Consider the following 18,376-nt stretch of genomic DNA (forward strand, 5'->3'; position numbering starts at 1 on the left):
GGCCCTTCAAGCGACGCGGCCAGCACGCACAGCGCCATAAAACGAGGGCAAGCCCAGTTGCCCACCTTTGAGGGCGATTTCCAGGCCATCGCGGCGCGCATCGTCGGACCAAGCCCGGCACAGCGGTACACCGGGTGCCATGCCTGCAGCCACCGTGAACGCCTGAATGCCCAAGTGGCTGGCCACGGCGCCCGAGCTGTCCCCTCCCGCCACTACCACACGGCGCAGGTGCGTTCGGTCGAGCAAGCGCCGCATGACCTCGGCCAAGGCCATGCCGACGCTTTCGCTGGCTTGCGCTTTGTCCAGGCCCAAGCCTTGCGCCACAGCCTCAAAGCCTTGGACGGCCGGGTCGTCGGGCCCTTTGGCCGAATAAATGACAGGCGACACGCCTTGGGCCACAGCGTCTGCCGCCTGTTGCGTGAGCCGTTCGATTTCTGCTTCGGCATGCACGGGGTCGAGGCACAGGGGCACGCTCATGCGCAAGGTCAAAAAGCCATGCGCCTGTGCCCAATCAATTTGGGCTGCGCTCATGGGCGAACAACTGCCACTGACCACGCCAATGCAGTCATGGGCCTGGGCGATGGGCAAGCCGGGCCATTCAGGCAACCAGCCGCGGCTGCGCCAGTACTCGGCCAAGGCGTATTGCAAGCCAGAGGACGATGCACTGAAGACCCCCGGCCCACGTTGCTCCCAGACCAGCCGCCCGGCTTCACGTTGCGTGGCGGTATCGGCCACATCGAGCATCAGCACGGGCTGGTCTGCGCCCTGCAGGCTTTGCCACACCGCATCGGCTTGGCCTTGCGCCATGTGGGCCAGATTGACCAGCCCGGTGCGGCGTGGGGTTTGTTGGGCCAAGTGCACACGCAAATCGCTCTCGTGCATGGGCGTGACCGGGTGGCGCGACATGGTCGGGTGCCGGTCGATGCGCCAGACCTCGTTGTGTGCCGCGGCAAACAAGTGCCCAAAAACTTGGTAGCGCTGCAGCCTGGGCGCGCCCACCACCATGGGCGACCAAGGGGCACTTGTGCAGCGCACGCCCAAGTCAATGGCTTGCCCGATCGAGCCCACTTCGGGGGACGAATCGAAGGTCGAGCAGACCTTGTATTGGACGACAGGGGCACCCAAGCTGGCGAGGCTTTCAAACACCGCAGGCAGGTGGGCGCGCATCCAGGCAGGGCTTTTGCCCCGAGACTGCCCGGCCACGCCAACACAACGCGCCCCCGGAAAACGGGCCAAGTCTTCGGCGCGGGGGGCGTGTAAAAACAGCACCGTGGGCACCCCTGCGGCGGTGAAGGCTTCGAGCACATCGGTGGAGCCGGTGAAGTCGTCCCCGTAATAGGCCAGCCACAGCCCTTCGGGCAAGCCGTCCTGTTCGCACCTTGGGTTCATCTCATTCACCAAAAACCGAGTGCGCTTTGCAGGGCTGGGCGTGTGGCGGCGTAGGCCTTGAGGTCGATGCCCGCTTGGGCCGCGTCCCAGGCTTCGCGCAGCGCAGCCACACCCGCAGCCACGCCTTGGGGGTGACCAAAAATACCGCCCCCAGCGGTGCACAGCAAGTCCGCATGGCCCAAGGCCTTGAAGGTGTCGTGCGCTTGCAAGCCGGTTTGGGCCGAGCTGAACACCGGCATGGCGGCCATGGGCAGGTCTTGGAACAGGGGGCGTGTCACGGCACGCGCCGAGGCGATGACGGTGTCGTCGCTTTCGCTGAACTTGTTGCGCAGGCCGTTGACATGCAGGTGGTCCACGCCCACCAGACGCCACAGCGATTGCCAAGCTGCAAAGTCCCAACCCAGCGCTGGGCTGCGGCTGAGGTAACCCCAGCCCGCACGGTGTCCGTGGATGGGCAAGGCACTGTGACGGCGCAAAGCGTTCATGCCCACCAGACCCACCGATTGGACGCAGGCCATCACGCAGGTGCCGCCGTGTTTCAGCACCCAGTCGTGGCGCTGGCGCATTTGGTCAAGGTCACCCGTCAGGTTGAAAGCCACCATGACTTTTCGGCCAGTGCGCTGCGCTGCGTCGTTGACCACGCGCATGACGGCGGTGACGCGCTCTTCAAAAGGGCAGTGCGGCCCATCGGCTTGCAGCTCGTCGTCTTTGATGAAATCGATGCCACCGTCCACCAGCATCTTCACTTGCTCGGCTGTTTTATCGGGGCTGAGGCCCACGCTGGGCTTGATGATGGTGCCGATCAGGGGCCCTTGGCGCACGCCGCTCATGCGCCGGGTGCCCTCGATGCCAAAAGCAGGCCCCAGATAGGCCTTGGCAAAGGCTTCGGGCAGTTGCAGCGACAAAAGCCGCAGGCCCGAGACTTGGCGCAGTTCAAACAAATTGCCGGCCACGGTGGACATCAAGGTGGGCAAGCAGGGGCCCATGTTTTCCAGGGGCCACGACAAAGTGAGCAGGCAGCGTGTGTAACGCTCAGACACCATGCCGCCGGGCAGGCTGGGGCGGTCCACCACCTCCAAAATCTCCAGGGCTTCGATGCGTGCGCCTGAGCGCTCTTTGAGTTCAGGCGTTTCGTTGGCCAGCTTCAAAAAAGTCCCGCTGGACTGCTCGCCTGCAATGGTCTCGGCGGTGCGCAGTGGGTCGTCACCGGTTTCAAGCCAGTACTGGGCCACGATTCTGGAGTTCATGGTTTGGCCTGCTTCAGGTGATGCGCTGGATGCTGTCAGCGATTTCTTGGCGGTCAAAAATCTTTTTCCAGTCGTCTCGCATCAGGCGGGGCTTGCCAAAGGTGATGGCTTTGTTGCACGCGTCAGAAAACTGGCCTGGTACCTGCTTGAAGATGACGGCCGACAAAATGGTCATGTGGCCCAACAAAAAGTCGCGTGCCGCATCTGGGGGCACGCCGCGTGCCACCACTTCGTCCATGGCTTCGCGCATGACGTCGAGCAAGGTGGCGCAGACCGTCTCGGACAAGCCAGGCTCCAGCAAGGCCATTTGCTCCACGGTGACACGGTATGAGCGTTCGATGGGTTGGTAAATCAAACGGGCAATCGATTCGCCCAAGTCATACGAGGCTTCGGGGCCCTGCATCAGGGCATTCACGATGGATTGCGAAGCCCGGATGCCGCCGAAATAGTCGGGCGCACCCGCCACATGGACTTCGGGGTTGAAGATGTTGGGGTGGCAGGGGTGGGTGACAAAGTAAACCAAATCGTCCCGCTTGGGCAGGTGTCCGGCGAACGGGGCTGCGGCGTCGAGGGTGATGACCATGGTGCCGGGTGCCAGTTGGGGCGAAATCTCGGCGGCGATGCGCCCGATCAGGGTGTCAGGCACGGCCAAGATCACGGCGTCTACACCGCGCAGGGCGTCGTCCAGGCTGCAGCAGGCGATGCCCAATTCGGCTTTCAGGCGTTGTTGGCCTGCGGCGCTGACTTCGACGTGGCGAATTTCAAAGGCCGAGCCCTGGAGGTTTTTGGCCAAACGGGCGCCCATCTTGCCGCCTGCGCCCAACAATGCAATAGAAGTCATGCTTTCTTTCTGAAATTGAACCAGACCTGCCGTCATCGGCGCTTGTATTGGTCTGATGGTATGACGAGTTGACCCGTTGATGGGCTAATGGCTTACCCCAATATCGGCGTTTCAAGCCACAATCTGCCCCACCTTATGTCCCCTGTTTTTCGACTGGAAACCGCCATGACTTACCCCAACACCCAACTTTTCATCCATGGCCAATGGTGCGATGCCGAAGACGGTCGCACTTTGGCCGTGTTCAATCCCGCGACGGGCACCGAAATTGGCCGATTGGCCCATGCGGGCATTCCCGATCTGGAGCGTGCCGCGCAAGCCGCGCAAAAGGGCTTTGAAATTTGGCGCGATACCCCTGCCAACGAGCGCAGCGCCGTGTTGCGCAAAGCCGCGGCCTTGATGCGCGAACGCGCCCCACAAATTGCCGAGCTGCTCACGCAAGAGCAAGGCAAGCCACTGGCCGAAGCCAAGGTCGAGGCCATGTCGGCGGCCGACATCATCGAGTGGTTTGCCGAGGAAGGCCGCCGCGTGTATGGCCGCATCGTGCCCCCACGCAACGTGAATGTGCAGCAGCAGGTGCTGAAGCTGCCGGTTGGCCCTGTCGCCGCCTTCACGCCCTGGAACTTTCCCATCAACCAGGCTGTGCGCAAGATGTCTGCTGCACTGGCGACGGGCTGCTCGATCATTGTCAAAGCCCCTGAAGAAACCCCAGCAGCACCTGCTGAGTTGATCCGCGCCTTTCACGATGCGGGCGTACCCGCGGGTGTGATCGGTCTGGTTTATGGCACGCCCGCTGAGATCTCGAACTACCTGATCGCGCACCCTTTGATCCGCAAGATCACCTTCACCGGCTCTACGCCTGTGGGCAAGCAATTGGCCGCGTTGGCCGGTCAGCACATGAAGCGCGTGACCATGGAGTTGGGCGGCCACGCGCCGGTCATCTTGGCCGAAGACGCAGACATTGCGTTGGCCCTGAAAACCGCCGGTGCGGCCAAGTTCCGCAACGCGGGCCAAGTCTGCATCTCGCCCACCCGCTTTTTGGTGCACCACAAAATTGCCGATGCTTTTGCGGAAGCATTTGCCGCGCAAGCGCAGGCGCTGAAGGTGGGCGATGGCATGACGGCAGGCACACAAATGGGGCCATTGGCCAACGAGCGTCGCTTGTCGGCCATGCAGGCCATCGTGCAAGATGCCCGCGCCAAAGGTGCCAAGGTGCTCACCGGCGGTGAGCGCATCGGCACGCAAGGTAACTTTTTTGCACCCACTGTGCTGTCGCATGTGCCGCTCGACGCCGATGTGGTGGTCAACGAGCCGTTTGGTCCCATCGCGGCCATCCGCAGCTTTGAAAACATCGAAGACGCGGTGGCCGAAGCCAACCGCTTGCCTTTCGGCTTGGCCGGTTATGCCTTCACCAACTCGATGAAAACCATGCATATGCTGAACCAGCGTCTGGACGTGGGCATGCTGTGGGTCAACCAGCCGGCAGCACCTTGGCCTGAGCTGCCCTTTGGCGGCATGAAGGATTCGGGTTACGGCTCTGAAGGCGGACCTGAGGCGCTGGAGGCATACCTCAACACCAAGACGGTGTCGATTTTTAACGCCTGAACGGCCAGCCAAACGGTTCCGGCATGCGCATTCTTGTCACCGGCTTTGAGCCCTTTGGCGGGCAAAGCGTGAACCACTCATGGGAGGTGGCGCACGCGTTGCAGGGCTTGGTCTTGGCGGGTGCACAGGTCTCGGCCGTGCAATTGCCTTGCGTGTTTGCCCAAGCCCTGCCTGCCGTGCATCAGGCGCTGGCGCAACATCGGCCGGACATCGTGCTGGCGCTGGGGCAGGCCGAGGGGCGTTGTGATTTGTCGCTCGAACGCGTGGCCATCAATGTGCAAGACGCCCGCATCCCTGACAACGCAGGTCGACAACCCATCGACGTGCCGGTGATCCAGGGTGGCCCCGCGGCGTATTTCAGCACCTTGCCCATCAAGTCCTTGGTGGCGGGTTTGAAGGCCGCCGGCTTCCCGGCTTCTGTGTCGCAAACGGCAGGCACTTTTGTGTGCAACCAGGTGTTTTATGGCTTGCAACACGCTGTGGTGGGTCAAGGTCTGCACAGCGGCTTCATGCACCTGCCCTTGTTGCCGGAGCAGGCGGCCCACTGGCCTGGCCCCAGCTTGCCCAGCTGGCCTGTGGCTTTGCAAGTGGCCGGGGTGCGGCAGGCCTTGGCGCTTTTGGTGGCCCACCGACAGCAGGGTCTGAGCGAGTTGAAGCAAACGGGCGGTGCCCTGAATTGAACAGCCTTGAGCGCTTCAAAAAGTTTTGATTTTCAGGTCCATTTGGCGCGCCACCGTACAGACTGAAACACCGGTTCTTTGGATGATCTGGCTCTTGCAAAACAACAGGAGCTTGTATGAACAAACAAAACATTTGCAGCTGCGTCGTGGCCAGCTTGCTCAGCGTGACCGCATCGTCATGGGCGCAAACATCGGTCGCACTGGGCCGGGCCGACTTCAAAGACAACTGCGCCAGTTGCCATGGCCATTCAGGCCGAGGCGACGGCCCGGTGCAATCGTTCTTGGTCAAGCGGCCTTCTGATTTGACCACCATCACCCAAAGGCATGGTGGCAAGTTCCCGCAAGAGCTGATGTGGGAGGTGATCGATGGCCGATGGTCGGGCGATGGCGGGCCCCACGGTTCGCGCGAGATGCCGGTGTGGGGCCAAGAGTTCAAGGCCCGCGCCATGACCCAGCCGGGAGACTCGGCGACCATCGCCGAGTGGTCAGCTCGCCACCGCATCGTGTCTTTGCTTCAATACCTGGAGACGATTCAACGCCCCTGAAGGTGGCATTGGGGTGACATGGCGCCAAGCTGAAGAAGGCTAAACAGGGGTTGGCGCAGAAGCCTGGGGTGTCTGCATGCGCTGGTGCGCGCGAGCGGCCACGCCCGTGTCGGCAAACGCCCAAGCCAAAGACGCCCCCATGCCTTGCAGGGCGGTGCGCACAGCGGTTTGTTCCAGTGCGCAGCGGCGTTCGCGTTCCAACATGTCCAGCGCCCAGTCGGGCAGCATTTGCAACGCGGCCCGCACGATCAGGGTGATCAATGGGCGGTCTAAGGGTTCACAAGGGTAGTTTTCAATCAGGTGCAGTGTTTCGCGCGTGCGCGCGTCGGCCCGCAATTGAGGCCGGTAGTCTTGCAGTTGCATCAGGGCTTGGTGGCGCGTCAGGGGCAAACTGTGTGCGCCCAAGCGCTCGCCAATTTGCGCCATTTCGGCAAAGTACAGGTCTTGCCTGGCCGCGCTCAAAGGCTGCAGCGAGAGGTCTTGGTAAGCCCGCAAGAAACTGGTGGTTTCGCCCAGGTGTACCCAACGGATCAGTTCCGGGTCATTCGCCACATAAGGCGTGCCGTCGGGCAATTGGCCACGAATCTGGGCGTGGATGCGGTTGACCCGCTCGATGGTTTGCAAGGCTGCGGCGGTGCCGCCATAAGTGGTGGTGGCCACAAACAAGGCCGTGCGCCCCAGTCGCGCCTGCAGTTGGGTGCGAAAACGCGAGTGGTCCCACACGGCCCCCAAAGCCTGCGGGTGCAGCGCTTGCAGCATCAGCGAGGACAAGCCCCCGGTCATCATCGCCACAAAATGCGCGTGCACCTGCCACGCGGCCGAGTCGGGGCCGAACAAGCCGGGGTCGCCTGCGGGCTCTAAAAAGTCCCGCGCATCGCCTGTGGCCCCGGTCATGGCCCGAACGCGCTGGCCCAGCCGGTCTTTGACCTCCGATGCCAGGTGTGCCCGCACCTGTTGGGCCAACTGTCCGACCAGGGGATGTCCCAGGCCACACGTCGATTCAGCGCGGCTGTTGGCGTTGGCGGCAGACCGGGCAGCGCCCAGCAGCGTTTGGATCAAGGAGGGGGGTGTCATGGGGCCCGGTGACATTCAAAGAGGTGCCAGTGTGTGACACCGCCCCATACCTTGCAGGGCGCCCGACAAAGGCCATCGGTCAAGGCTGGGTTTGGGCCATTGGCCGTGGTCAATAACCACGTGTCCATCAGGACCATTGAGGGGGCTCATGGCCTGGATCACGGGGCATGAAGGAACATCCGCACCTCAATTTGGAGACATCTGATGGCTTGGCTGGATTTTTTGAAAAATGGCAATGAACTGAGTGAACTCTTGATCGAGGGCGCCAACCCCTACGGCGCGCAGTTGCTGAAAAACGCCGATGTGGACCAGATGCGCGACCACATCCAGCCCACCGAGCGTGTGTTGGCTTATGTGCTGGGCCGTGTGGTCTTGTCTGGCCGCGGTTTGTGGTTGCTGACCGACCAGCAGTTGCTGGTGTCAGAGAACGACAGCGGCAGCTTGGTGCACCGCTTTGCACTGACGGATGTGACCGAGGCCGAGTGCGTGAAGGGCAAGTACGGTTACACCTTGCGCGTGACGGCTGCTGGCCAGCAACGCAGCGTGTACGGCGCATCGGCGCACATGGCCGCTGTTTTCTACCGAGCGCTGGGTCAAAAAGTGCGGTGTATGCCCGTGGCCAAACCCACCGCTTTGAATGCCGATGACGTGGCCGAAGTGGTTCACCATTTCTCGGATGCGGCTTTGCGCCTGCAACCTGTGGCCTTGGTCAATGCCGATGCCCGTGCTTTGATTGCCCAATTGGCCCAAGACGCGGCCCGCCAAGGCTGGCTGCAAGCCAGCGAGGCCAACCAGGTGCGCGTGGCCGAAGCGGCGCACTGAAGCTCAAGGCGGGCTGGCTTCGATCCGTTTGAGGTCAAAGCCCAGCTTGTCCAACTTGCTCAGCAAGGCTTGGTAAGTGGCTGCAGGCATTTGCGGTGTGCGCGACAAGATCCATAAATATTCGCGCCGGGGTTCGCTCACCACCACCCATTGGTAATCGGCGTCCAGATCGATGATCCAGTAATCGCCCCACACCATCGGAATGAAGGACAACCACTCCGGCGCAAACCGGACCTTGAGTTGTGCAGAGGTGGGGCCGCCAATTTGTTTGGCAGCGCCCAGCGCCTCGCGCCATTCACCCTTGGCCGTTTTGCAACGGTTGATGACCTGCACCTGGCCTTGCGCCTGCAGGCTGTAAGTGGCTTGGGTGCTGCTGACACATTTCTTTTGGAACCAGTTGGGGTATTTGGCGATTTCATGCCAAGTGCCCATGTAGCGCGGCACATCGACGGCAGGCACCGTCGGCAAGGGCGCCTGCTGGGCCACGGCCGAGTTGTTGTGCAGGCTGAGCACACAGGCAAGAGCCAGCGAAAAAGTTCGGATTTGGACAAACAGGTTCATACCACGATCGGGTTCAAAGCCCCGTCCATGCTCATGCAAATGCCGGTGACGTAACTGGCTTTGTTCGATGCCAAAAACAGTACGGCGTTGGCGATTTCCTCGGGCTCGGCCATGCGGCCCAAGGGGATTTTGGCCACGGTTTGGGCCATGACCTGGTCTTGGCCGATGCCCTGGAGTCGGGCTTCTGCGGCGAAACCCTCGTGCAGCCGCTCGGTCAGGGTCAGGCCGGGGTTGACCGCGTTGACCCGAATGCCTTGCGCCCCATAGGCGGCGGCCATGCCGGCGGTCACCAGCATCAAGGCCGCATTGGCCGCACCGCCCGGCAGATGGATGGGGCTGGCCACTTTGCCGCCATTGCCGATCACGTTGACCACCGCGCCCTGCCCGCGTGCGGCCATGCGCTGGATCACGGGCGTGAGCATGTGGATGGTGGTGAAGTACTTGGCCTGCATGGCGTCGGCAAAGGCCTCGGGCGTGAGCTCGGGTGCCGGGGTGCGCTTGGCCGCACCGGCCGAATTGACCAACACGTCGACCGGGCCCAGGGCGGTTTCTGCCGATGCCAGTGCCGCCAACGCAGCCGATGCATCGCGCAAATTGGCCGCGACGGTGTGGATGCGCGCGCCCGGGCAAGCGGCCAGCAAGTGCTGCTGGGCCCGAGCCAAATGGGCGCTGTCGCGCGAGACCAGACTGACGCGGGCGCCTTCGGCCAAAAAGCCCTGCGCACACGCCAGGCCAATGCCTTTGCTGCCGCCAGTGATGAGGATGTGCTTGTCGCTTAGGTGCAGGTCCATGGGGGGCTCTTCTGATGAAATCAATGTTCTGATCGTGTCCATTTAATCACTCTTGCAAGCGGCTCGTGCCATGAACAAAAAAACCTCTGCGCTGTGTGCGCGTTTGAAGCAACCTGGCCTGATCGTGGCCCCCGGCGTGTTCGACATGGTGTCCTTGCGCCTGGCCGACAGTTTTGGCTTTGACGCGCTGTACATGACCGGCTACGGCACCGTGGCTTCGCACATGGGTTTGCCCGATGCAGGCCTGGCCACCTACAGCGACATGGTGGGCCGCGTCACGGCCATGGCCGGCATGGCGCGCACGCCCTTGATTGCCGATGCCGACACGGGCTATGGGGGCCTGCTGAACATGCGTCACACCATCCGGGGCTATGAGGCGGCGGGCGCTTGCGCCATCCAGCTGGAAGACCAGGAGTTCCCCAAAAAATGCGGCCACACGCCGGGCCGCCGCGTCATTCCCATGGCCGACATGGTGCGCAAGATCCAGGTGGCGGTGGATGCGCGCGAATCGAAAGATTTCTTGATCATCGCCCGCACCGATGCCCGCACCACGCTGGGCCTGGATGAAGCGCTGCGCCGGGCCGAGGCCTATGCCAAAGCCGGTGCCGACATTTTGTTTGTCGAGTCGCCCGAGTCTGAAGAAGAGATGCGCCGCATTGGCCAAAGCTTTGAGGTGCCTTTGGTGGCCAACATGGTCGAGAAAGGCCGCACGCCTGTGTTGACCCGCCCCGAGCTGGAGGCGCTGGGCTACAAGATCGCCATCTTCCCGGTCACCGCCTTGCTGGCGGGTGTACAGGCCATGACCCAGGTTTACCGGCAGTTCAAGGACACGGGCTCATCGGCCAATGGCCCAACGCCGCTTTACGACTTCGCCGACCTGACCCAACTCATGGGTTTTGAAGACGTGTGGGCGTTTGAAAAGCGCTACGCCGAGACCGATTGATTCCCCCGAAAAACCACCAGGAGACCACGATGCACAAGAAAAGCACAACACCCCGCCGCCAATGGCTCAAAACGGCCCTCAGTACCGGCCTGATGGCCGCCGCTTGCGGCAGCTTGGCGCTGGGCGCCAGCACGGCTGCAGCGCAAGCCGCCTATCCGGCCAAACCCATTCGCTTGGTGGTGCCCTTTGCGGTCGGCGGTGTGACCGACACCAGCGGTCGCCTGATTGCCGAGCAGCTGTCCAAGCGGCTGGGCCAGCAGGTGGTGGTCGACAACAAACCCGGAGCTTCGGGCAACATCGGCACGCAAATGGTGGCCGCGGCCGAGCCGGATGGTTACACCTTGTTGTTGGGTTTTGATGGCACCATGGTCATCAACCCGCATGTGTTTCCCAAGGTGGGTTTTGACACGGTCAAAGACTTTGCCCCGGTTGGCAAAATCGGCGATGCGATCTTGATCTTGGTGTCCCACCCTGGCGTGCCCGCCAAGACGCTGCAGCAAGTGATTGCTTTGTCCAAAACCCAGTCGGGCGGCCTGTCGTATGGCACCTCGGGCACCGGCGGCACGCCGCACATTGCGGGTGAACTGCTCAAGCAGCGCACGGGCGCCAACCTGGTTCACATCCCCTACAAAGGCGGTGGTCAGGCTTTGACGGATGTGCTGGGCGGCAACATTCCTTTGGTGTACACCGCTGTGGCCGGTGCTTTCCCGCACGTCAAGTCGGGCAAGCTGCATGCGGTGGCGGTGTCGAGCGCCCAGCGCGCACCGTCTTTGCCGGACGTGCCCACCTTCATCGAAGCAGGCTTGAATGATTTCGACATCAACTCCTGGGTGGGCTTGCTGGCGCCAGCCAAAACACCGCGCGCCATCGTCGAGCGGCTCAACACCGAGTTGAACGCGGTGCTGAACGACCCGGCTGTGCGCGAGCGTCTTGTGACCCTGGGCATCACCGCCAGCCCCGGCGGCCCTGAGAGATTTGGCCGCGACATGGCACGCGATTTGTCGCGTTACGCAGCGGTCGTCAAATCGGCCAACATCAAGGCCGAGTGATTTGCCCGCCGAACTTCACCAACGACAAACTCCGCGCAGGGGTTTGTTGCAGCAACAGCCATGGGGTCTCGCAGCGACCGGTTTGATTTCATTCCGAGGCCACAAAAGCACCGACTTGCCCGTGGTTTGCCAAACGCGACACCTTGGTGAATTTCGAGGCGCTAAGGCTGTCACCGAGTGGCCAGGCTCGGTGTTTACGGGTCGATTCAATCGGCTTAAACTGAATTTCCATCAGAAAAATCCAAGCAGGAGACCGTCATGATTCGTTTGTGCCTCACCCTTTCCATCGCGCTGCTGGCTGGCTGCGCAACACAACAAGGTGGCCTGGCCATCAAAGACATGGGATCTTTTCATGTAGGGGGACGAGAAGTGACTCTCTCGGGCCTGCCCGTGAAAGAGGTGCTTTTCACGGCGGGGGGTGTACCTGCAAAGCTGGACCCCAATGGCGTGTACCAAGTTGAGCAGATGTATGTGCAGTATTTTGTGCCCAGCCAACAACGCGGCAAACTGCCACTGCTCATGTGGCACGGAGGTGGCCTAACGGGCGTCACCTACGAAACCAAACCCGACGGGGGTGAGGGCTGGGTCAATTTCTTCATCAAACAAGGCTGGACGGTGTACAACTCCGATGCGGTCGAACGCGGCCGTTCGGGTTGGGCCATGTACCCTGAAATCACCAAAACCGAACCGGTCTTCCTTACCAAGGAAAACCCGTTCGAGCGCTTTCGCATTGGTGCCGGCGCCAACTCCTACAGCAAAGACGTTTCCAAAATGAAACCTTTGCCTGGGAACCAATTTCCCCTGGAGGGCTACGACAACTTCACCAAGCAGGTTGTGCCGCGCTGGACCAGCACCGATGCGCCCATCATTGCCGCTTACACCGCCTTGGTCGACAAGGTGTGCCCCTGCATCGTTTTGGCCCATTCACAAGGGGGCCCATTCGCCTATCGCGTGGCACAAGCGCGGCCGGACAAAGTGAAAGCCTTGGTTTTGGTTGAACCCGCTGGCGTGGGTGACGCGGCCAATGTGTCTGCGTTGAAAAACATCCCCAGCGTCAGCATCTACGGTGACTATGTGGAAACCGATTCACGCTGGCCCACCATCCGAGCCAACAACATGAAATTCCAGGACGCGATACGCGCAGCGGGTGGCAAGGCCGATCTCATCAACCTGCCTGCCATGGGCATCAAGGGCAACAGCCACATGATGATGATGGACAAAAACAGCGGTGACATTGCAGCCGTGATTCAAAAGTGGCTTGAAGGCAAAGGCTTGGTGCAGTAAGCGCGCCGTCCTAAACCCCAACCCAAGGGCCCGGCAGAGTTGATTTTTTGGCGATCACTTTGCCGCGACAAAGCTGCCCGACTTGCCCCCGTGCTTTTCGAGCAGCTTCACATCGGTGATGACCATGCCCCGGTCCACGGCTTTGCACATGTCGTAGATGGTGAGCAGGGCGACCTGCACGGCGGTGAGGGCTTCAACAAAATCAACAACTTACAGCACACGGTATTCCATCGCTTGGCCTGATCCTGTGTGTTTAGTTGGACAAAATTTGGACAAGATTTCTTGCCCGATTGCAGTCTACAGTCGAATTCGCATCTGTGTCGCAATAAAGTACGAAGTCAAATTCCTACTGGGAGGAGCTACCCCGTCGCTTTATTTATTACCGGTAGCCACCCCACTCCCCACCCCCCCAGTTTTGATTTGGGTCCCTCCAAGGAAGCTATGCATCAAGTTCTGCGTAAAGGAAGACGTAAAAATTAGTCAGGTTTATCTAAAGGCTTAAAAAATTCACTTATTTCCACATCAAGCTGATTTGCTAACTTCAGAAGAACCTCAAGCGATGGGTTGGTTACAGCCCGTTCTATCTTGCTCACGACAGTACGATCAACACCCGCATCGAGCGCGAGACGCTCTTGCGCAACTCCACAACCATGCCGAATCGACTTTAGATTGACAGCAAGTGTGGCTTTGAGTTCTTCAAGTGTTACGGACTTCATGTCGGATAAACCGACGAGTCTTGCCAAATATGAGAATACTAGCCACGGCTTGACAGGCCACGGTTTAAAAGCAACAATGATCTTTTAAGCTTCAAAAACATATTGTCATGCTGCCCAAAACACACATGCTTGCCCCCCTACTGCTGATATTTTTTTTGGTTGGTTGTGGCGGCGGCGGCGGCGCTTCACCACAATCAAGTAGCTACCCATTACGGACTGGAGTAATGAATATTTACGGGGCGGCATGGCAAAAATCAGGAGTTGTTAAAGGCACATACACTTATCTGTGCACAAATCCACCCCCAGGCACTGGCGGTATGTGCAGTACATCAGTTACCGGAACATTTACAAACACGGTAGCGACCGGCGTACCGGCTAATTTGGGTGGAGTCGCTGTAAATTTGATTTCTGTGAACCGAGTAGAAATAACAAGTATTTCAGGAGGATCAACTGTCTCTTATCAGGTTGGTTTGAAGCCTGATTTTTCTGCAATCGTAGATGCAAATGGTTGCACACTTCCGATTCCCGAGGTTGTCTCAATTGGATATACCGCAATGCTCAATTGCCCGAATGGTGTTAGGGGAAGCGGGATCACACTTTCAGTTACGGCTGATACTTCAAGTGGTGATGCGATGGTTACAGTAACAAGTGGATTTGGCAAAGAGTCTTACAGACTAGCAGCGAATGGGTTTGCAACTCCCGTTGCAATTGGTCCTTTTAGCGTGATGAGTAATAACCAATTTTCATCAAGTCTTAATTACACGCTGTTTTACTAATAGTATTTAGCGTGTTCGCATGTCACTTTCTTAAATAAAAATAAATTCTGGGGTAGGCCTTCTTGATCCGATCTGGTCAGCGACTAGAAGTGGCAGTGCTCTCAACAATTACTCAATATACTTGCAATAAGTCTTTTAATTTTTTTAGCAAGAGACTTGCTGGTGGATGATCGAACGAGTATTTATCTTGAAAGCAAATCTTTTGCAAACCGCTGGCGGAAGAATTCATTGCTTGCGCTGCACTGCACGTAGTAGTCGGACAGGTGATCAATGTGGCCGACCGGCACTCAAAGTCAGCAAAAACCAAAAGTGCCAGTATCACGGTGGTCGCGGGTCAGGTCCTAAGACTGAGAAGGGCATAGCGCGGATTGCTGCTGTGCATACCGTGCATGGTCAAGCGACCAAAGCAGCGAGAGCCGAGCGTTCGTTAGCGTCGGCCAGACTCAACCAGCTTGAGGATGCCATGCACGTACTGGGCATGACCACCGCCGTCCGCAGTCGGGGACGCAAAGCTCAAGGCTACGTTCCTGTGAAAACAGTGGCTGATGTCAAACGCATGGTGATTGACGACTTCCTGCACCGTAATAAAGGCTCAGTCGAGGAGCAGGAAAAAATAAACCGCAAGACCCATCGTCCGTAGCAAATAGCAGGCAGGGCATAGTGGCACTAACAAGGGCTGCCGCTAGTCAGGTACCACTGCTGAAACCCGCATGGATACTGGGTTGCTGCTCATTAGTGGCACCTTTAGGGTGGTTTTTATATAAAAAGAAATGCAGGTAACTGAGGGCGTAGGAGTAGCCGCCCCCTGCATATACCTATTAGAAATACCACTTCAGGTGCCTCTGGTGCCACTGGCTGACAGCCAGAAAGCGGCTACCTATCTTGCTGGTACGTAGTGGTACTTGACGCCATTGGACTCCCGTGGCCGCCGTCCTCCGTTGTGTCGACGAATTGCCTCAGCAAGGCGCATAGTCTGGGACCTAGAGGGTCTTTCAATTCCAATGACGACACAGATATCTTGCATCTTCACTTCTGCCCAATTGGTACAACCTGCAAAAGCGTATTTGGTAAGCAATGTTTCCACATCAGGGTCATTGACGATAAAAATCTCGCTGTATTGCCGCAGCATGTCGGTTTCAGTCTGATTGAGGTACCACTTCTCGCCTGCGTCATACCAAGACTTAACTTCTGCCCACAGCTGCTGGTAGTCAATCGACGTGTCACGGTTTATTGTGTGGACATCAATGGGCCAGAATCGTCTGTTCCCGGTCGGATCATGTAGAAATTCAGCGTCATTGACCGTCCCTGCAAATACGGTCCTGCGTGGAAAAGTTGAATCCTTACGGGCATATGGACGCCGCAGCGTGTCCTGACTTTTGGTAATGAACGCCTTTAGTTGAGCGAGGTCTGCCTTGCGAAACGTCGAGTCAAGCTCACCAAGTTCCACAATCCAGTGACTCACCGTCGACATGACACTGTCCTTGTCAGCGGGGTTGAGTGTTTGACCTTCAAGGAAAACATCAGGAATGTCGGACATGAGGTCTTTGAACAGCAATGTTTTCCCGACACCCTGCGCACCAGTGAGAGCAAGAACTCCAGCGTTGGAGATCCCCTTGTGCTCAAAAACAGCAGCTACTGCCTGAATGAGCCACTTTCGCCACAGCAGTAATGCAACGGTCGGGTTGCCACAAGCAATCTGTCCGGTAAATTGTGAGAAACGCGATATACCGTCCCAAGAAGCGGAGGTGATGTAAGCCTGAACGGGGCAATATGGTCGCTGCGCGGCCAAAGCACTGAGCATTTCCGGTATACGTGAGGGCGTCATGCCTGCCCTCAGTGCATAGTCGGTCACGCTATTCATCGCTGTGTTATCAGTTTCATCCAGAACACAGAACAGGCCGGGAACCAGAACCTCGGACGATTTACTGATCTGGTTGTACCGCACAGTAATCGAATTGGCAGCTAAAACCGCATCCAAATTCTCGCTGACCTGTAGAGGCTTGTTATTCTTGTTCACTGCTGGGAATGCCACTTGCGATGTGGGCATGCCTCCCTGTACTAACTGCACAAGTGGCATTTCAAACTCCACTTGATCCATACGAAGGCCAGACAGTCGAATCAGGTGCCGAACCCCGTACCCATTGGGCTTGCCGGAAAGTTCGCGTATCGCCCTTGTGAATTTTTCGTTTGCCTCTTGGGGGCTGTACTTTGCATATGCCGTGCCTGAGAACTCCCCGCTGCTAAAACGCTGGAACACATCCCGACCTGCTTCGCCATAGACACGCGCCAGTGAATTACATACGGCAAACCATGTCGGTTCGTAGTTGCAGTCAATCATGCCAAGTATTCTGACCAGCGAATCCAGAGTGACTTTTGCATAACTTTGAACGGTTGCGCCCTCATCAGTTCCGCCGTTACCCGTTTCCATCTCATCGAAGGGTTCAGGCATCGGCTCCGGAAACCGACTCATCAAATCATCGACATTAATCACCTTGCCGCTGAAATGAAAAATCTGTGCATCTGGTCCGGGCGAGTAAACCTGCTGTTCATTTTGATAGACGCACTGGTCCAAAGTCACTGCGCCGACGCCAAACACCGATTCCAATAATCGGTCCAGCGCACGACCCAAAGCAATCCCTTCAACACGTGTCACTTCTCTGCCAAGTTCAAACACCGCACGTGCTCTCGGATGTTCATCGGTATGACTCCATGTGGTGTAGCCAAAACCACGGAATGCCTTCAGGTTATCGAATACCTCTGCAAATACGTCTGGGCTGCTGAAACCGTCAAAGTCCATTGCTATGAACCGTCTGGTCTGATGACGTTTCGCCAGCCGGTAATGCGCTGCATATGGATACTTTTCAGGTCTGTCGTGTGGTCCAAATGACAGCGGCCCAGTAAAGTATGTGGTCCCCTTTGAGGGGCTACGGTCAGCCAGTATTGCCTTCTCGAAGGCGTCAAAGTCCTCTGACGTCATCTGTTTGGGCTTGTTGTCGTACTTGTCGACGCCGCGCGAATACCTGATGGTCTGTTGAATTGAGGAGCGGATTTTCATAGTTCCCACTCCCCGCCGTCGAGTTCGCGAAGTGCAGCATCAATCCAAGCGCCATTCTCTGCTGCCCTTTTGGCCAGAGCCTCAGCGGCATACGACTCCTTGAGAAAGTCGCCGTCGCGCATCGCCCAATATTTGCCGTCGGTCCTCCTTCGGCCAACAACAAGTACGACGCCGTTGATGCGTCGCCACTCGTTGCCCTTGGCTGATGTCGCCCAGTCTGTATCGTGGGTCGGGTACATGCGTCATGCCTTTCTGCCCAAAGTGGCAAAGATTTGTCATGACGTAATTTGAAAGCCGAGAGTTACCCTCTTATTTTTTATGTACCCTGATATTTTTTAAGTGGGTCAAGCGTATCGGATCCGCTCAGTATTCAAGAGCTTTGTCCAAGCGTTTTCAAAAACTGAACCGTGCTTAAAAAGCGGTGTGTTTTGCAACCGTTTTTTTATCGCACCCTTAACACCCTTCTTACCCGGCAGGTTTGAGGGAAGGCTCAAAGGGTCATAGCCACTTTGCTTTATCACCTCCAGAATGGCCATGCATGCTACTTCTGATTTCTGAGGCGGGGCAACGATGCCCTCTGGCGCAGTTAGATCATTCTCAGTTTCGATACAAGCGAATATCTCGCCTCCAAGTATTCGCATCTCATGTGGAAGGTCTGCAAGTTGAACATCCGCTACCGCCCAACTGCAAAATTTTTGGAAGTCAATTGTTGTGTGGGCTGCGTCAACGTCAAAACTGCATTTGGCCACTCGTCCAATTACCCACGTTGAACCGAAGATATGTGACTTGGCGATTTGAAAATGGTGCCAATATTTTTCTGCGTATTGCCTTTCCACCTCGTTGTTGTTTTCGTGACCATATGAATTTGGGCAAAGATTAATGCTGAGGACCAAAGCATCACGAAGGGTAATGTCTCGGATTCGACCCCAATGTTCCCAGTTTGGCAGTTCAAGCATTGTTCACCTCCATCACAAAACTTGTTTCGAACGATACCGCCAAAT

The 18,376-nt window shown here is 58.1% G+C and carries 19 protein-coding genes and 1 pseudogene; 9 read left to right on the forward strand and 11 right to left on the reverse strand.

Annotated elements, in window-relative coordinates:
- Positions 1-6 precede the first annotated feature (6 nt).
- Genes oiaK through B472_RS09575 form a run of 3 tightly spaced genes read right to left on the reverse strand, consistent with a single transcriptional unit; the run spans position 7 to position 3,477 of the window.
- Positions 7-1,389 (reverse strand): 3-oxo-isoapionate kinase OiaK, encoded by a 1,383-nt coding sequence (oiaK, locus tag B472_RS09565; protein ID WP_019427367.1) that lies wholly within the window; start codon positions 1,387-1,389, stop codon positions 7-9.
- Between the two features lie 5 nt (positions 1,390-1,394).
- Positions 1,395-2,636, reverse strand: a complete 1,242-nt coding sequence (locus B472_RS09570) for a ribulose-bisphosphate carboxylase large subunit family protein (RefSeq protein ID WP_026039622.1) — start codon at positions 2,634-2,636, stop codon at positions 1,395-1,397.
- A 13-nt stretch (positions 2,637-2,649) separates the two neighbouring features.
- A complete protein-coding gene (locus B472_RS09575; RefSeq protein ID WP_026039623.1) occupies positions 2,650-3,477 on the reverse strand; it encodes a phosphogluconate dehydrogenase C-terminal domain-containing protein in 828 nt (275 codons plus the stop codon).
- 165 nt (positions 3,478-3,642) lie between these two features.
- Here B472_RS09575 and B472_RS09580 point away from each other — a divergent pair, with 165 nt between their 5' ends.
- The 3 genes from B472_RS09580 (at position 3,643) to B472_RS09590 (ending at position 6,304) form a co-directional block, all read left to right on the forward strand.
- Positions 3,643-5,079 (forward strand): NAD-dependent succinate-semialdehyde dehydrogenase, encoded by a 1,437-nt coding sequence (locus B472_RS09580; protein ID WP_019427370.1) that lies wholly within the window; start codon positions 3,643-3,645, stop codon positions 5,077-5,079.
- A 23-nt stretch (positions 5,080-5,102) separates the two neighbouring features.
- Positions 5,103-5,759 (forward strand): pyroglutamyl-peptidase I, encoded by a 657-nt coding sequence (gene pcp / locus B472_RS09585; protein WP_019427371.1) that lies wholly within the window; start codon positions 5,103-5,105, stop codon positions 5,757-5,759.
- Between the two features lie 116 nt (positions 5,760-5,875).
- Entirely contained in the window at positions 5,876-6,304 is a 429-nt protein-coding gene (locus B472_RS09590) for a c-type cytochrome (RefSeq protein WP_019427372.1), read from the forward strand.
- Between the two features lie 39 nt (positions 6,305-6,343).
- On the opposite strand, the gene B472_RS09595 is transcribed toward B472_RS09590, so the two are convergent.
- Positions 6,344-7,378, reverse strand: a complete 1,035-nt coding sequence (locus tag B472_RS09595) for an oxygenase MpaB family protein (protein WP_019427373.1) — start codon at positions 7,376-7,378, stop codon at positions 6,344-6,346.
- A gap of 204 nt (positions 7,379-7,582) precedes the next feature.
- Here B472_RS09595 and B472_RS09600 point away from each other — a divergent pair, with 204 nt between their 5' ends.
- The gene (locus B472_RS09600; protein ID WP_019427374.1) at positions 7,583-8,200 is read left to right on the forward strand and encodes a hypothetical protein; all 618 of its coding nucleotides are present in this window, start codon (positions 7,583-7,585) and stop codon (positions 8,198-8,200) included.
- Positions 8,201-8,203: 3 nt separating this feature from the next.
- Here the strand turns inward: B472_RS09600 and B472_RS09605 are convergent, their stop codons facing one another.
- Positions 8,204-8,761: a lipocalin family protein gene (locus B472_RS09605; protein WP_019427375.1), complete on the reverse strand. Its 558-nt coding sequence runs from the start codon at positions 8,759-8,761 to the stop codon at positions 8,204-8,206.
- The gene (locus B472_RS09610; protein WP_026039624.1) at positions 8,758-9,552 is read right to left on the reverse strand and encodes an SDR family oxidoreductase; all 795 of its coding nucleotides are present in this window, start codon (positions 9,550-9,552) and stop codon (positions 8,758-8,760) included. Before B472_RS09610 ends, B472_RS09605 begins: the two co-directional genes overlap by 4 nt.
- Positions 9,553-9,622: 70 nt before the next feature.
- Here B472_RS09610 and B472_RS09615 point away from each other — a divergent pair, with 70 nt between their 5' ends.
- From B472_RS09615 to B472_RS09625, 3 genes are all read left to right on the forward strand, one after another.
- Entirely contained in the window at positions 9,623-10,495 is an 873-nt protein-coding gene (locus tag B472_RS09615) for an oxaloacetate decarboxylase (protein WP_019427377.1), read from the forward strand.
- 29 nt (positions 10,496-10,524) lie between these two features.
- The gene (locus B472_RS09620) at positions 10,525-11,544 is read left to right on the forward strand and encodes a tripartite tricarboxylate transporter substrate binding protein (protein WP_026039625.1); all 1,020 of its coding nucleotides are present in this window, start codon (positions 10,525-10,527) and stop codon (positions 11,542-11,544) included.
- Positions 11,545-11,802: 258 nt separating this feature from the next.
- The gene (locus B472_RS09625) at positions 11,803-12,828 is read left to right on the forward strand and encodes a hypothetical protein (RefSeq protein WP_019427379.1); all 1,026 of its coding nucleotides are present in this window, start codon (positions 11,803-11,805) and stop codon (positions 12,826-12,828) included.
- A 54-nt stretch (positions 12,829-12,882) separates the two neighbouring features.
- On the opposite strand, the pseudogene B472_RS09630 reads toward B472_RS09625, so the two are convergent.
- Together B472_RS09630 and B472_RS09635 are read right to left on the reverse strand one after the other, a co-directional pair.
- Positions 12,883-13,026: pseudogene (locus B472_RS09630) on the reverse strand (cyclic pyranopterin monophosphate synthase MoaC); the annotation flags it as partial.
- Between the two features lie 278 nt (positions 13,027-13,304).
- Positions 13,305-13,544 (reverse strand): helix-turn-helix domain-containing protein, encoded by a 240-nt coding sequence (locus B472_RS09635; protein ID WP_019427381.1) that lies wholly within the window; start codon positions 13,542-13,544, stop codon positions 13,305-13,307.
- 107 nt (positions 13,545-13,651) lie between these two features.
- Here B472_RS09635 and B472_RS16950 point away from each other — a divergent pair, with 107 nt between their 5' ends.
- Positions 13,652-14,320: a hypothetical protein gene (locus B472_RS16950; RefSeq protein WP_133176082.1), complete on the forward strand. Its 669-nt coding sequence runs from the start codon at positions 13,652-13,654 to the stop codon at positions 14,318-14,320.
- 166 nt (positions 14,321-14,486) lie between these two features.
- Positions 14,487-14,960: an HGGxSTG domain-containing protein gene (locus B472_RS09640; protein WP_019427382.1), complete on the forward strand. Its 474-nt coding sequence runs from the start codon at positions 14,487-14,489 to the stop codon at positions 14,958-14,960.
- Positions 14,961-15,197: 237 nt separating this feature from the next.
- On the opposite strand, the gene B472_RS09645 is transcribed toward B472_RS09640, so the two are convergent.
- From B472_RS09645 to B472_RS09655, 3 genes are all read right to left on the reverse strand, one after another.
- Positions 15,198-17,375, reverse strand: a complete 2,178-nt coding sequence (locus tag B472_RS09645) for a VapE domain-containing protein (protein ID WP_019427383.1) — start codon at positions 17,373-17,375, stop codon at positions 15,198-15,200.
- On the reverse strand, positions 17,372-17,614 hold the full coding sequence (locus B472_RS09650) for a hypothetical protein (RefSeq protein WP_019427384.1): 243 nt from the start codon (positions 17,612-17,614) through the stop codon (positions 17,372-17,374). Before B472_RS09650 ends, B472_RS09645 begins: the two co-directional genes overlap by 4 nt.
- 105 nt (positions 17,615-17,719) lie before the next feature.
- Positions 17,720-18,331, reverse strand: coding sequence for a hypothetical protein (locus B472_RS09655; RefSeq protein WP_019427385.1), 612 nt, complete (start codon positions 18,329-18,331; stop codon positions 17,720-17,722).
- Positions 18,332-18,376 lie beyond the last annotated feature (45 nt).

It is taken from the genome of Limnohabitans sp. Rim28, from assembly GCF_000293865.2.
GTDB lineage: Bacteria > Pseudomonadota > Gammaproteobacteria > Burkholderiales > Burkholderiaceae_C > Limnohabitans_A.

Coding starts and splice junctions, on each gene's coding strand:
- oiaK (WP_019427367.1), bottom strand. CDS start 1,389: ATGAACCCAAGGTGCGAACAGGACGGCTTGCCCGAAGGGCTGTGGCTG.
- B472_RS09570 (WP_026039622.1), bottom strand. CDS start 2,636: ATGAACTCCAGAATCGTGGCCCAGTACTGGCTTGAAACCGGTGACGAC.
- B472_RS09575 (WP_026039623.1), bottom strand. CDS start 3,477: ATGACTTCTATTGCATTGTTGGGCGCAGGCGGCAAGATGGGCGCCCGT.
- B472_RS09580 (WP_019427370.1), top strand. CDS start 3,643: ATGACTTACCCCAACACCCAACTTTTCATCCATGGCCAATGGTGCGAT.
- pcp (WP_019427371.1), top strand. CDS start 5,103: ATGCGCATTCTTGTCACCGGCTTTGAGCCCTTTGGCGGGCAAAGCGTG.
- B472_RS09590 (WP_019427372.1), top strand. CDS start 5,876: ATGAACAAACAAAACATTTGCAGCTGCGTCGTGGCCAGCTTGCTCAGC.
- B472_RS09595 (WP_019427373.1), bottom strand. CDS start 7,378: ATGACACCCCCCTCCTTGATCCAAACGCTGCTGGGCGCTGCCCGGTCT.
- B472_RS09600 (WP_019427374.1), top strand. CDS start 7,583: ATGGCTTGGCTGGATTTTTTGAAAAATGGCAATGAACTGAGTGAACTC.
- B472_RS09605 (WP_019427375.1), bottom strand. CDS start 8,761: ATGAACCTGTTTGTCCAAATCCGAACTTTTTCGCTGGCTCTTGCCTGT.
- B472_RS09610 (WP_026039624.1), bottom strand. CDS start 9,552: ATGGACCTGCACCTAAGCGACAAGCACATCCTCATCACTGGCGGCAGC.
- B472_RS09615 (WP_019427377.1), top strand. CDS start 9,623: ATGAACAAAAAAACCTCTGCGCTGTGTGCGCGTTTGAAGCAACCTGGC.
- B472_RS09620 (WP_026039625.1), top strand. CDS start 10,525: ATGCACAAGAAAAGCACAACACCCCGCCGCCAATGGCTCAAAACGGCC.
- B472_RS09625 (WP_019427379.1), top strand. CDS start 11,803: ATGATTCGTTTGTGCCTCACCCTTTCCATCGCGCTGCTGGCTGGCTGC.
- B472_RS09635 (WP_019427381.1), bottom strand. CDS start 13,544: ATGAAGTCCGTAACACTTGAAGAACTCAAAGCCACACTTGCTGTCAAT.
- B472_RS16950 (WP_133176082.1), top strand. CDS start 13,652: ATGCTGCCCAAAACACACATGCTTGCCCCCCTACTGCTGATATTTTTT.
- B472_RS09640 (WP_019427382.1), top strand. CDS start 14,487: ATGATCGAACGAGTATTTATCTTGAAAGCAAATCTTTTGCAAACCGCT.
- B472_RS09645 (WP_019427383.1), bottom strand. CDS start 17,375: ATGAAAATCCGCTCCTCAATTCAACAGACCATCAGGTATTCGCGCGGC.
- B472_RS09650 (WP_019427384.1), bottom strand. CDS start 17,614: ATGTACCCGACCCACGATACAGACTGGGCGACATCAGCCAAGGGCAAC.
- B472_RS09655 (WP_019427385.1), bottom strand. CDS start 18,331: ATGCTTGAACTGCCAAACTGGGAACATTGGGGTCGAATCCGAGACATT.